Annotated in this window: 14 protein-coding genes; 5 read left to right on the top strand and 9 right to left on the bottom strand. The window is 55.1% G+C overall.

The genetic code is table 11. The features are described from left to right. Position 1 precedes the first annotated feature (1 nt). Positions 2-355, top strand: a complete 354-nt coding sequence (locus GS611_RS10365) for a YbaN family protein (protein WP_152459608.1) — start codon at positions 2-4, stop codon at positions 353-355. On the opposite strand, the gene GS611_RS10360 is transcribed toward GS611_RS10365, so the two are convergent. The 7 genes from GS611_RS10360 to GS611_RS10330 form a co-directional block, all read right to left on the bottom strand. Further along, the gene (locus GS611_RS10360; RefSeq protein ID WP_171635364.1) at positions 345-1,241 is read right to left on the bottom strand and encodes a ParB/RepB/Spo0J family partition protein; all 897 of its coding nucleotides are present in this window, start codon (positions 1,239-1,241) and stop codon (positions 345-347) included. The two genes, GS611_RS10365 and GS611_RS10360, sit on opposite strands and share 11 nt — an antisense overlap. A 20-nt stretch (positions 1,242-1,261) precedes the next feature. After that, entirely contained in the window at positions 1,262-2,065 is an 804-nt protein-coding gene (locus GS611_RS10355) for a ParA family protein (protein ID WP_152459610.1), read from the bottom strand. Beyond that, positions 2,058-2,675, bottom strand: coding sequence for a 16S rRNA (guanine(527)-N(7))-methyltransferase RsmG (gene rsmG / locus GS611_RS10350; RefSeq protein ID WP_371732249.1), 618 nt, complete (start codon positions 2,673-2,675; stop codon positions 2,058-2,060). Before rsmG ends, GS611_RS10355 begins: the two co-directional genes overlap by 8 nt. Next, positions 2,675-4,543: a tRNA uridine-5-carboxymethylaminomethyl(34) synthesis enzyme MnmG gene (gene mnmG, locus GS611_RS10345; protein WP_171635361.1), complete on the bottom strand. Its 1,869-nt coding sequence runs from the start codon at positions 4,541-4,543 to the stop codon at positions 2,675-2,677. Before mnmG ends, rsmG begins: the two co-directional genes overlap by 1 nt. A gap of 12 nt (positions 4,544-4,555) precedes the next feature. Further along, complete coding sequence (gene mnmE / locus GS611_RS10340; protein WP_171635360.1) at positions 4,556-5,842, bottom strand: tRNA uridine-5-carboxymethylaminomethyl(34) synthesis GTPase MnmE; 1,287 nt, start codon at positions 5,840-5,842, stop codon at positions 4,556-4,558. Positions 5,843-5,873: 31 nt separating this feature from the next. After that, entirely contained in the window at positions 5,874-7,145 is a 1,272-nt protein-coding gene (gene rho / locus GS611_RS10335; protein ID WP_171635359.1) for a transcription termination factor Rho, read from the bottom strand. A gap of 122 nt (positions 7,146-7,267) precedes the next feature. Then, positions 7,268-7,717: a CopD family protein gene (locus GS611_RS10330; RefSeq protein WP_171171524.1), complete on the bottom strand. Its 450-nt coding sequence runs from the start codon at positions 7,715-7,717 to the stop codon at positions 7,268-7,270. A gap of 404 nt (positions 7,718-8,121) precedes the next feature. Between GS611_RS10330 and GS611_RS10325 the strand changes: the two genes are divergently transcribed. Genes GS611_RS10325 through dnaQ form a run of 4 tightly spaced genes read left to right on the top strand, consistent with a single transcriptional unit; the run spans position 8,122 to position 10,856 of the window. Next, positions 8,122-8,721, top strand: a complete 600-nt coding sequence (locus tag GS611_RS10325; RefSeq protein WP_152459616.1) for a nucleoside triphosphate pyrophosphatase — start codon at positions 8,122-8,124, stop codon at positions 8,719-8,721. Then, positions 8,718-9,551 (top strand): shikimate dehydrogenase, encoded by an 834-nt coding sequence (locus GS611_RS10320; protein WP_171635358.1) that lies wholly within the window; start codon positions 8,718-8,720, stop codon positions 9,549-9,551. Before GS611_RS10325 ends, GS611_RS10320 begins: the two co-directional genes overlap by 4 nt. After that, complete coding sequence (gene coaE / locus GS611_RS10315) at positions 9,548-10,141, top strand: dephospho-CoA kinase (RefSeq protein ID WP_171635357.1); 594 nt, start codon at positions 9,548-9,550, stop codon at positions 10,139-10,141. Before GS611_RS10320 ends, coaE begins: the two co-directional genes overlap by 4 nt. After that, a complete protein-coding gene (gene dnaQ / locus GS611_RS10310) occupies positions 10,134-10,856 on the top strand; it encodes a DNA polymerase III subunit epsilon (RefSeq protein ID WP_171635354.1) in 723 nt (240 codons plus the stop codon). Before coaE ends, dnaQ begins: the two co-directional genes overlap by 8 nt. A gap of 24 nt (positions 10,857-10,880) precedes the next feature. Here dnaQ and secB read toward each other — a convergent pair whose 3' ends face one another. Then, a complete protein-coding gene (secB, locus tag GS611_RS10305; RefSeq protein WP_171230153.1) occupies positions 10,881-11,381 on the bottom strand; it encodes a protein-export chaperone SecB in 501 nt (166 codons plus the stop codon). Between the two features lie 54 nt (positions 11,382-11,435). Continuing rightward, positions 11,436-11,936, bottom strand: coding sequence for an FxsA family protein (locus tag GS611_RS10300; RefSeq protein WP_170345859.1), 501 nt, complete (start codon positions 11,934-11,936; stop codon positions 11,436-11,438). Positions 11,937-12,042 lie beyond the last annotated feature (106 nt).

The raw sequence follows: 12,042 nt of genomic DNA, 5'->3' as shown, positions 1-12,042 counted from the left end.
CATGCAGTATCTTTGGGCCGGACTGGGATTGCTATGTGTTGCCATGGCGGCTGTTGGGGTTGTTCTGCCCCTTCTTCCAACGGTGCCTTTTCTTCTGCTTGCCGCGTTTTTCTTCGCCCGCTCATCCTCGCGGCTGCACAATTGGCTTGTGACCCATAACCTTTTTGGGCCACTGATTCTTGATTGGCAAAGTTCCGGTGCCATTCGACCAGCCGCAAAAAAGGCGGCAACCGTCTCGATCGCCGCCGTTTTTGGACTCTCTGTTTTGTTGTCAGCACCGCTTTTCGTGTTGATCATTCAGGCGGTTGTGCTGGGCGGTGTCATGATCTTTATCTGGTCACGGCCTAACGGCTGAGCTTGGCGCACAAGTCGTCCAGCTGATCCAGGTTTTCGTAGGTCAGAACAACTTGTCCCGTTTCCGTTCCGGCCTTGTGATTGATTGAAACTTTCATCGCCAGGATCGCGGACAGGTCTTTTTCCAACGCACGTGTGTCTGCATCCTTTCCAGCATCCAGATTTCTGGAGCGCGGCGCAGAACGCTCGGCAGTGCCTTGCTGCTGTTTTTTGACCAGAGCCTCGGTTGCGCGCACCGACAAGCCATCCTTGACGATCTGTTTCGCAAGTTCCGACGGATTTTCCGCCGTAATCAGCGCCCTGGCGTGGCCCGCAGATAATTTTCCTTCAATAACAAGGGTTTGAACATCCAACGGCAAGGACAGAAGCCGCAAAAGATTTGCGATGTGGCTGCGGCTTTTACCCAGGGCCTCGGCGAGCTTTTCCTGTGTGTGACCAAACCGGTCCATCAACTGCTTGTAGCCGGCGGCCTCTTCCACCGCGTTCAGATCCGCGCGTTGGATGTTTTCGATAATCGCAACTTCCAACACTTCCGTATCATCGAATTCACGCACAATCACCGGGATATCATGCAGCTGCGCCATCTGTGCCGCGCGCCAACGGCGTTCCCCCGCGACGATTTCGTATTCATCGGACCCCGTCGAGCGAACGATCAACGGCTGAATAATACCTTTTTCCTTAACCGACGCTGCCAGCTCGTCCAACTGCTCGGGCATGAATGTCCGGCGCGGCTGGTTGGGGTTGGCTTTCAGCTTTTCAATCGGGACTTTCAGATCCGGTCTGCGTGCATCCGTTGAAATCCGGCCTTCTGATTCAGGATTCACATCCGCCATAAGGGCAGACAACCCCCGCCCCAAACCTCTGGACTTTGCTTTCTTGGCGCTCATGTCGCCCTCCTCGTTCCCGCTCAGGCAGCGGTCTTATTGTTCTTGTGCAAGATCTCACGAGCAAGATGCCGATAGGCCATGGCCCCAAGCGATCCCGAGTCATATTGCAAAACAGGCAGCGCATATGACGGCGCTTCGCTGACCCGCACATTTCTGGGTATCTTCGTTTTAAAGACCATCTCACCCAGATTGTCACGCGCGTCCTTTTCAACCTGACGGGACAAGTTGTTGCGGTTGTCATACATGGTCAACACAATACCTTCGATTCTCAGATCTGGATTCGCCGTTTGGCGGACCTCTCGAATCGTCAGCATCAGCTGTGAAAGCCCTTCAAGAGCAAAGAACTCGCTCTGCAGCGGAACAAGCACCGAATGCGAAGCAACCATTGCATTCACGGTCAACAAGTTTAAGGATGGCGGGCAGTCAATAAGCACGAAATCCAGTTCAAACGCATCTATGGCTGGCTGCCTCAAAGCATCATGCAAAAGATAGCTGCGTTTTTCGTTGGAGATCAGTTCAATATCGGCGGAACTCAGATCAACGGTCGCCGGAACAACGAAAAGACCTTCGATTTCAGTCTCCTGAACGACGGCTTCCAATGGCGCGTCGTCGAGGATCAAATCATAAGTTGTCCAGTCTCGATCTTCGACACCCAAACCTGTCGAAGCGTTCCCCTGCGGGTCAAGGTCAACCACCAGCACCCGACACCCGGATTCGGCCAATCCTGCTGCAAGGTTGATCGCTGTGGTTGTTTTTCCGACCCCGCCCTTCTGATTGGCAACAGCAATTATCCGAGGCCCTGAAGGTCGAGACAAATCAACCACGTGATACTCCATTTATCTTAAGGATAACGGCTTGAGGTTCAGTTAAACTTGTAATCGCCTCAGCCTCGAAATTCCATTCCTCACGTGCGTCTTCCAGCTCTTTTTTCCAATTTGCGCCTTTGGGCAACAACGCTGTCCCGTTGGTGTGTAAATGCCTGTCACAAAAGGACAACAGGGTGCGCAAGTCAGCCAGTGCTCGAGCAGAAATTATGCTTGCAGCCAAAGGATCAACCGATTCAATCCTTTTTGAGATCACCGTGCATTTTATGCCGCATTCCCGGGCAACACTGCGCAAGAAAGCTGATTTCCGCTGGTCGCTCTCGATCATATTGAATGCAGCGCCTGGGTTTTCTTCCGCAGCGATGATGGCGCAGACCATACCAGGGAATCCGCCTCCGGTTCCCAGGTCTGCCCAAGTGTCAAACCTGTCAGCGCACCGATAGACTTGCACCGAATCAAGTATATGCCGATCCCAGATATGCTCCAAACTGTTCTTAGACACGAGGTTGATCTTAGGATTCCAACGCTTCACCAGATCAACATAGGTCACGAGGCGATCGAATGTTTCACGTGAAACATTCAGGTCTTCAAACTTCGAATAATCAACCATCATGCCTGACGAGCCCTTTGATCCCGGCGCAGTTTTGCCAGAACGAGCGTCAGCGCTGCCGGAGTAACGCCCTCGACACGGCTTGCCTGAGCGATATTGGCGGGTTTCGCCTGCGACAGCTTCTGTTTCATCTCCGAAGACAGGCCGTCCAAGGCAAAATAGTCGAACTCATTCGGGATAACATAGGATTCATCCCGCTTCATTGCTTCGACATCCCGCTTTTGTCTGGCAATGTAGTTGGCATACAAGGCGTCCCTCTCGATCTGAAGCCTGATCTTTGGGTCAACGTCCTGCAGATCAGGAACGAGAGGCAACAAATCTTCAAATGAGGTATCGGGAAACGCCAGAATTGCCATCCCATCCCTTCGGTTTCCGTCCTGATTAACGTTTATACCGGCAGCGAGAACTTCCTTGGGCGTATAAGTGCGTTCCGTCAGCTTTGACTTCACACTCTCAAGTTGGTCCATTTTATCTTCGAACTGAACCTTGCGCCCTTCTCCGACGCACCCCAATTCCAAACCAAGCGGAGTCAGCCGTTGATCAGCATTGTCGGCACGCAGAGATAGCCGGAACTCCGCGCGTGACGTGAACATGCGGTAAGGTTCGGCAACTCCTCGAGTTGTTAAATCGTCAATCATTACGCCAATATAACTGTCGGATCGTGTAAAATGGATAGGCTCCCGCCCTTGGGTCTCTAACGCCGCGTTGAGTCCGGCCACCATGCCCTGAGCCGCAGCTTCCTCATATCCTGTGGTCCCATTTATCTGGCCCGCTAGATATAGTCCGGGAACAGCCGGCAAGGATAAAGAAGCACTCAGGACGCGCGGATCAACATAGTCGTATTCGATTGCATATCCCGGTTGCAGAATCTCTGCATTTTCCAAGCCTTTGATCGACCGCACATAGTCCAGCTGAACATCCTGGGGCAGAGATGTCGATATGCCGTTCGGATAGATTGTGTGGTCGTTGACCCCTTCGGGTTCAAGGAAGATTTGATGCGATTCCTTGTCGGCGAAGCGTACGATCTTGTCTTCGATCGAAGGGCAGTAACGCGGGCCTACCCCATCGATGTGACCGCCATACATGGCAGATTTCGAAAGATTCGACGCAATGATCTCATGAGTTCGCGCATTTGTATGCGTAATTCCACAAGAAATCTGGGGCGCGACAACGGATTTCGACATGAAAGAAAACAGGGTTGGTTCATCGTCGCCGTCCTGCCTTTCAAGATCGGACCAATCAATGCTCCGCCCGTCCAGACGCGGTGGTGTTCCGGTTTTCAATCGCCCCATGGGAAGATCGTATCTATCCAACCGCTCAGCCAGTTTGATGGAAGGCCGATCCCCCATTCTCCCGCCTGGGCGAGACACGTCACCGATATGGATGACGCCCCTTAGAAACGTACCGGACGTCAAAATAACGGCGCGCGCGGAAAGTTCTGATCCATCGGAAAGAACAACACCTGCAACCTTTTCGCCGTTCATCAGGAAATCGACAACCTCGCCGACAACGACGGACAGGTTATCCTGCTTCTCCGTTACCTGTTGCATGGCAAGACGATAAAGGGCGCGATCCGCCTGCGCTCTCGGCCCCTGAACGGCGGGCCCCTTTCGACGGTTCAATAATCGAAACTGAATGCCCGCCTGATCCGCCACCCGACCCATGACGCCATCCAAAGCGTCAATCTCACGCACAAGATGGCCTTTCCCCAAACCGCCAATCGCTGGATTGCAGGACATGACGCCAATGTCCGTTGCGGACAGCGTCACCAGCGCAGTTGTAGCACCCATTCTGGCTGATGCATGAGCGGCTTCGGTTCCGGCGTGACCTGCGCCGATGACGATGACATCAAACTTCGAATGTTTCACGTGAAACACTCCTTATTTTCCCAAACAGAAGCTGGAGAAGATTTCATCCAGCAGAGTTTCCACGTCAATTCTGCCCACCAAGGATTCAAGGGCGCGTATGGCGGTTCTCAGCTCCTCTGCCACTATATCATACAGGTCTGGGCCTGATTCCAGAACCGAGATTGCAGATGTGAGTGAGTCCAATGCTCTGGTGATTGCAATGCGGTGACGTTCCCGAGTTGCAATACCATGGGTAGTGGTTCGCTGGCGCAAAACACACGATATCTGGTCTACTAACGCATCTATTCCCTGGCCAGATTTCCCTGAAACACCCTTTTCCCCGATCCCTCTAAGATCTGCTTTGGGCAAAACATGTATATCATCTTCCCGCATCTCCACCCCCAGGTCCTTCGGTGTTTCAGACAGGAAAACGCGAAGGTCGGCGGCCTCTGCTCTGCTGCGCGCAAGCTCGATACCCAGGTTTTCGACATGATCTTCGGTCTCTCGCAGGCCTGCCGTATCCAGCAAGGTCACCGGTAAACCAGCCAGATCCATTCGAACTTCGATCACATCGCGCGTGGTCCCGGCATATTCCGAAGTAATGGCCGCCTCACGGCCTGCCAAAGCATTCAAAAGAGTGGATTTTCCCGCATTTGGAAGGCCGACGATCGCAACCTCGAACCCTGTACGAATTCGCTCGGCAATCTTGACGCCATCTGCTTCGCGATGAAGGTCCGACATGACGCCTTGGATCAGCTCGCGCACTTCCGGCGTCACATCGGTTGGAACTTCTTCATCAGCAAAATCGATGACAGCCTCCAACAGGGACGCAGCCCGTATCAAATCCCGACGCCACCGTTCAGCCAACGTGCCCAGCTCGCCCGCCAGAATGGTCTGAGCCTGCTTACGTTGTGCTTCCGTTTCTGCATCGATTAGATCGGCCAGGCCTTCGACCTGAGTCAGGTCCATCTTGCCGTTTTCCAGCGCCCGTCGTGTGAACTCACCCGGTTCAGCGATGCGCAATCCGTCCGTATCCGACAGGCAACGCAGAACGGCGTTAACAGAGGCGGTGCTTCCATGAATCTGAAGCTCGGCCACGTCCTCACCGGTAAAACTGGCCGGGGCCTGGAAGGTCAAGACCAATCCGTCGTCCAAACGTGCTCCGCCATGATCGGTCAGAGTGCGCAGGACCATGCCACGCTTTGGCAGCGCACCACCCGTCAGGCGCGCCGCAGCTGAATGAGAGTCCGGACCCGAGAGGCGGATGACCGCCACCCCGGCTTTGCCCTGCGCGCTGGCCAAGGCGAATATCGTATCCATTCGAAGGCCTCGCTAGAGTTAAAGACCAGTGTCAGGTGTTCATGGAATCGAAGAATTCGCTGTTTGTCTTTGTCTGCTTTAACTTGGACAACAAGAACTCGATTGCGTCGGTCGTGCCCATCGGGTTGAGGATACGCCGCAGAACGAAGGTCTTGGCCAGATCGCCCTTGTCGACCAAAAGATCCTCTTTCCGCGTGCCGGATTTGAGGATGTCGATGGCCGGGAACACTCGCTTGTCCGCGATCTTGCGATCCAGAACGATTTCCGAGTTACCAGTACCTTTGAATTCTTCAAAGATGACCTCGTCCATCCGGCTGCCGGTATCAATCAGTGCAGTTGCGATGATGGTCAGCGAACCACCCTCTTCAATGTTCCGCGCCGCGCCAAAAAAACGCTTGGGCCGTTGCAGGGCGTTTGCATCCACACCACCGGTCAGAACTTTACCCGAGGATGGGACCACCGTGTTAAAGGCCCTACCAAGTCTTGTGATCGAATCAAGAAGAATAACAACATCTCGTTTATGTTCGACCAAACGCTTGGCTTTTTCGATGACCATTTCCGACACAGCCACGTGGCGCGTCGCGGGTTCATCAAAGGTCGAGGATACCACCTCGCCCTTCACTGAACGCTGCATGTCGGTGACTTCTTCGGGGCGTTCGTCGATCAGCAGGACGATCAGGTAGCATTCCGGGTGGTTGCGCTCGATCGAGTGCGCGATGTTTTGCAGGATCACCGTCTTACCGGTGCGCGGCGGCGCCACGATCAACGACCGCTGGCCCTTGCCGATCGGCGCGACCAGGTCGATCACTCGTGCAGACTTGTCCTTGATGGTCGGATCCTCGATCTCCATCTTCAGCCGCTCATCCGGATAAAGCGGCGTCAGGTTGTCGAACAGGATCTTGTGCCTGGCCTTTTCCGGGTCTTCGAAGTTGATCTTGGTCACCTTTGTCAGCGCGAAATAGCGCTCATTCTCATCCGGGGCTTTGATCTCGCCTTCCACGGTATCCCCTGTCCGCAATGAGTGCTGGCGGATCATCTCGGGTGAGACGTAGATGTCATCCGGGCCGGGCAGATAGTTCGCCTCGGGCGAGCGCAGGAAGCCGAAACCGTCCTGAAGCACTTCAAGCACGCCATCGCCACCAACGGTCCAGCCTTCATCGGCGCGTTCACGCAGGATCTGGAACATCATCTCGCCCTTGCGCATGGTCGAGGCGTTTTCAATCTCCAGCTCTTCGGCCATCGCCAGAAGGTCTTTGGGGCTTTTGGCTTTCAAGTCAGCAAGATTCAGGGATTCGGTTGTCATGATATATACCTTCACCGCTGACAGCGCGGCACGAAGTGGAATTTCAGTATGGAAGATACGCCGCCCGGACGGGCGTGTTGACCCCTACATAAGCGCAGTGCGGGGCGGAGTCAAACATGCCCTCAGAACTTCAGAACAACCGCCAGAACGATGGCAACCATCAAAACGGTCGGGACCTCGTTCATCATGCGAAACTGCCGCCCACTGAGCGTGTTTCGCCCTTCCAGAAAATCCTTGCGTCGCGCCATCAGCCAGTGATGAAACCAGGTCATGCCGATCACGGCAGCGCCCTTGACCCAAGGCCAGCTCCAGTCCCATCCCACGATGCCCGGCGTGAACACCATGATCAAACCACAAACCCACGCAACGATCATCGCGGGTCTCATGATCACACGCAGCAGCTTTTCTTCCATTTCAAAGAAAATGTCCTGTGCGCCTTCGACGGCCTGAGCCTTTTCGACGTGATAGACGAACAACCTGGGCAGGTAGAACAGGCCGGCCATCCACGAAATCACCGCCATGATATGGAGTGACTTCACCCATGGGTACAAAGTGAACAGAAGATCGGTCATTTCGGCTCCGGGCGTTGTTCGGGACCCTCCCTAATAAAAAAATAAGAAAAGAAAAAGGATGATGGTTTTGTAGGGTGAGTAAAATCCGTGGATTACTTTTTTACACAAGTGTTTTCCCCAGGTGGACAGAGCACGGAATTTTTCAGGTGATTCTGTTGGTGGATATTTCTATCATTTAAAATCAATAGTTTAATAACAGTATTCCTCGTTCCGCTTGGGGATAACTGGTAGGAGAATTTGGGATATCGGGGTTTTCCAGAGAAACCGACTTATCCTTGTCCGGACGGGATGAGATTTGAGCGACTCTGGGATCTCTGGCGTGAAATCCCCGGGGTTGCGTGTCAACCGGAAAACCATACAAAGCACCCCTGAACTCTCAATGATTTGCGCACGGGGTTTTCCACATGTCTGTCCCCATTCTTCTTGCTTCCGGGTCCGCCATTCGCGCGCAGCTGCTTGAAAATGCAGGCGTACCGTTTGTGGTTCAAACCGCGCGCGTGGATGAAGAGACGGCCAAACGCGCCCTGCTGGCTGAAAACGCATCACCACGGGACATTGCCGATACACTCGCAGAAATGAAGGCGCGGAAGGTCAGTGACAAAAATCCCGGTGCCATGGTTCTGGGATGTGATCAGGTTCTGGATTTTGACGGTCAACTGATGTCAAAGCCGGAAACCCCCGAACAGGCGTTGGCCCAGCTGAAAGCCATGCGAGGCAAGCGTCACATGCTTTTGTCCGCAGCGGTGATCTATCAGAATGCTCAGCCGGTCTGGCGGCATGTGGGGCAGGTACGATTGCGGATGCGGGCCAGTTCCGACGCCTATCTGAAAGATTACGTCGCGCGAAACTGGGACAGTATCCGCCACGCCGTCGGAGCTTACAAGCTGGAGGAAGAAGGTGTCCGCCTGTTCGCCACCATTGACGGCGACTATTTTAACGTTTTGGGTATGCCCCTGTTGGAGCTGCTCAACTTTCTGGCTGTCAAAGGGGTAATCGATCAATGACGGACTATCGGGTTCCTTTGGCCGGTGTGATTGGACATCCCATTGGTCACTCACGATCCCCCAAACTGCATGGTCATTGGCTTAAGACATACGGTCTTGCCGGTCATTACATCCCGATGGATGTGGCACCCGCCGACCTGGAAACTGTGCTGCGCACCCTGCCCAGGGCGGGTTTTGTCGGCGCCAATGTGACCGTTCCCCACAAGGAAGCCGCCTTGAAGATCGCGGATCATGCGTCTGACCGCGCAACAGTGATAGGTGCGGCGAACACTCTGGTGTTTCGTGAAGATGGCTCGATCCACGCGGATAACACTGACGGGTACGGGTTCATGGAGAATCTTCGCACTGGTGCTCCGGACTGGAATGCAAAGGACGGACCGGCTGTTGTCTTCGGGGCCGGAGGGGCCGCGCGCGCCGTGTTGCAGGCATTATCTGACGCGGGTGTTCCGGAAATCCTGCTGACCAACCGAACCCGCGCCCGTGCGGATCATCTGAAAGAGGAATTCGGTCAACGTATCCGCGTGGTGGATTGGGTTCAGGCCGGAAATGTCATCGAAAACGCAGAACTCGTGGTGAACACCACCTCGTTGGGCATGCAGGGCCAACCGGAATTGCGGGTTCCGCTTGATGGGTTGCAGCCCGGTGCCGTGGTGACGGATCTGGTTTATGCGCCATTGAAAACCCGCCTGTTGCAAACCGCTGAACAGGCAGGATGCACCGCAGTCGATGGGCTGGGCATGTTGCTGCATCAGGCAGTGCCCGGTTTCGAACGCTGGTTCGGCGTGCGCCCCGAAGTTGATGCTGATGCGCGTGCGGCGGCCTTGGCATGAGTTTCGCGCTTGGCCTGACCGGTTCCATTGGCATGGGGAAAAGCACAACGGCGCAGATGTTCGTCGAAGAAGGTTGTGCCTTGTGGGATGCGGATGCGGCGGTGCATCGCCTGTATTCCAGGGGGGGCGCGGCCGTTGGCCCCATGGAACGATTGTTTCCGTCGGCCATTCAGGACGGTGCGGTCAACCGGGAGGCTCTGAAACAGATAATTGCCGCCGATCCTGCTGCGCTGAAGGCCATCGAAGCCATCGTCCACCCTCTGGTCGCTGCTGACCGCGCAGCATTTCGTGAAGCCGCGACAAACGACATCTTGGTGTTCGACATTCCGCTTTTGTTTGAAACGGGCGGTGACGCGGCGATGGACGCGGTGGCTTGTGTTTCGATCCCGGCCGACGAGCAAAAACGGCGTGTCATGGAACGGGGCACAATGACCGAGGCGCAGTTCGAGCAAATCCGCGCCAAGCAGATGCCGAATGAAGAAAAATGCGCGCGGTCGGATTACGTCATCGTGACCGACACGCTGGACCACGCCCGCGCGCAGGTGCAGGATGTGGTCAGGCAGATACGGGCGGGGATGGCAGATGCGTGAAATTGTACTCGACACCGAAACCACGGGTTTCGATCCCGAAAGCGGTGATCGGATCGTGGAAATCGGCGCCGTTGAACTGTGGAACCACGTCGCAACGGGTGAGACGTATCACGTCTACATCAACCCCGAACGTTCGATGCCGGAAGAGGCATTTGGCGTGCATGGCATCGGCCCGGACCTGTTGGAAAACCCACGCCCGCCCGAAAAGGGTGAAGTGACGCTGAAAGACAAACCGGTTTTTGCCAAGATCGGTCACGCTTTTCGCGAATTCGTCGGCGATGCGCGGCTGGTGATCCACAATGCATCTTTCGACATGAAGTTCCTGAATGCCGAACTGAAATGGGTGGGTGCCCCGCTCATCCCGATGGAACAGGCGCTGGATACGCTGGCAATTGCGCGCAAACGGTTTCCCGGCTCTCCGGCCTCGCTGGATGCGCTTTGCCGTCGCTTCAATATCGACAACTCGAACCGTGTACTGCACGGCGCGTTGCTCGACTCTGAAATCCTGGCCGAAGTTTATCTTGAGCTGATCGGAGGACGACAGCCCGATTTTGGACTGTCAACATCTGCATCATCCGTGGCAGGCGGCGGCGATGATTGGCGACCGGCACCACGAGCCACGCCGCTGCCGTCTCGTATTACCGAGGATGAACGCGCGGCACATGACGCGTTCATCGAAAAACTTGGCGACAATGCCCTGTGGACCCGCACCTGATCCCGTCAGGTACGGGCCAAAACCTCAGGCGTCTGTCTTTTGGGACTGTTCGGCCTGACGACGCATCAATTCGTTGCGATACAGGGCGACGAAATCGATATTGTCCAGATTCACCGGTGGGAAACCGCCGTCACGGGTGATGTCGCTGACGATGCGGCGCAGGAACGGGAACAGCATCCGCGGGCATTCGATCATCAGGAACGGGTGCAGCTGGTCTTCCGGCACACCTTCCACATGGAACAGGCCGCAATAGTCCAGCTCACACAGGAACAGAACGTCTTCCAAACCTTTGGCTTTGGATGTCAGGTTCAGCTTGATCGACACTTCGAACTGGTGGTCTGTCGGGCGTTTCTTGGCGTCCAGATTCACCTGAACCGCGATTTCGGGCTGTACGTCACCGGAAACACCCTTCTGGGCCATCACGTTTTCAAAGGACATGTCGCGGATGAACTGCCCCAGAACACGCATCTGAACTTGCGGGGCGGCTTTGGCCGCAGTGTTTTCTGCAGCTTTTTCTTCGGCCATGGATCTACTCCAAAAATGAAATTCGCCACTGCTTATCAAGTTGGGCGCGGCACCTCAATGCCGGTGGGGGCCTTCCACCCATTTAGACGGCTTTGACGGATCATTTTTCGGGCGGACCTCGGTAAAGTCGCCGTCTATGATGTCACCCTGATCGAACGGATTTTCCCGTGACCGAAAACCGGGGCCCTGACCCATCTGAAACTGGGTAACGGTGACTTTCGATCTGAGGTATCTGAAAACCGCAACCCGTACGCCCGGAACAAGCAACGCAAATCCAATGGCATCAGTGAAAAATCCCGGTGTAAGCAACAAAGCACCCGACAACAGGATCATCGCACCATGCGCCAGCGGCTCGGTCGGGTCGTCCAGTTCGGCAAACGACCGTTGCAGGTTTCCCAACGCCATGCGACCTTGTGTCCGCACCAAAACAGTGCCCAAAACCGCCGTCAGTACTACGATGGCAAGGGTTGGCCACAAGCCGATCAACCCGCCAACCTGAATAAACAGCGCAATCTCGATGATGGGCACCAACAAAAATGCCAAGAACAGATACATTTGCGTTATCCTTTCCCTTAGGCCGGGCTGTGGACTTGCCACCTACGGTCACCTACATAGTGGCATGAGGCCGCGTATACAAAGCCGCGGTTCTGAAAAGAGGATG

Origin of the sequence: Ruegeria sp. HKCCD6119 (assembly GCF_013110585.1) — a bacterium.
Lineage (GTDB): Bacteria > Pseudomonadota > Alphaproteobacteria > Rhodobacterales > Rhodobacteraceae > Ruegeria.
This window is presented reverse-complemented; position numbering and strand designations above follow the sequence as displayed.

Coding starts and splice junctions, on each gene's coding strand:
- GS611_RS10365 (WP_152459608.1), top strand. CDS start 2: ATGCAGTATCTTTGGGCCGGACTGGGATTGCTATGTGTTGCCATGGCG.
- GS611_RS10360 (WP_171635364.1), bottom strand. CDS start 1,241: ATGAGCGCCAAGAAAGCAAAGTCCAGAGGTTTGGGGCGGGGGTTGTCT.
- rsmG (WP_371732249.1), bottom strand. CDS start 2,675: ATGGTTGATTATTCGAAGTTTGAAGACCTGAATGTTTCACGTGAAACA.
- mnmE (WP_171635360.1), bottom strand. CDS start 5,842: ATGGATACGATATTCGCCTTGGCCAGCGCGCAGGGCAAAGCCGGGGTG.
- rho (WP_171635359.1), bottom strand. CDS start 7,145: ATGACAACCGAATCCCTGAATCTTGCTGACTTGAAAGCCAAAAGCCCC.
- GS611_RS10330 (WP_171171524.1), bottom strand. CDS start 7,717: ATGACCGATCTTCTGTTCACTTTGTACCCATGGGTGAAGTCACTCCAT.
- GS611_RS10325 (WP_152459616.1), top strand. CDS start 8,122: ATGTCTGTCCCCATTCTTCTTGCTTCCGGGTCCGCCATTCGCGCGCAG.
- GS611_RS10320 (WP_171635358.1), top strand. CDS start 8,718: ATGACGGACTATCGGGTTCCTTTGGCCGGTGTGATTGGACATCCCATT.
- coaE (WP_171635357.1), top strand. CDS start 9,548: ATGAGTTTCGCGCTTGGCCTGACCGGTTCCATTGGCATGGGGAAAAGC.
- dnaQ (WP_171635354.1), top strand. CDS start 10,134: ATGCGTGAAATTGTACTCGACACCGAAACCACGGGTTTCGATCCCGAA.
- secB (WP_171230153.1), bottom strand. CDS start 11,381: ATGGCCGAAGAAAAAGCTGCAGAAAACACTGCGGCCAAAGCCGCCCCG.
- GS611_RS10300 (WP_170345859.1), bottom strand. CDS start 11,936: ATGTATCTGTTCTTGGCATTTTTGTTGGTGCCCATCATCGAGATTGCG.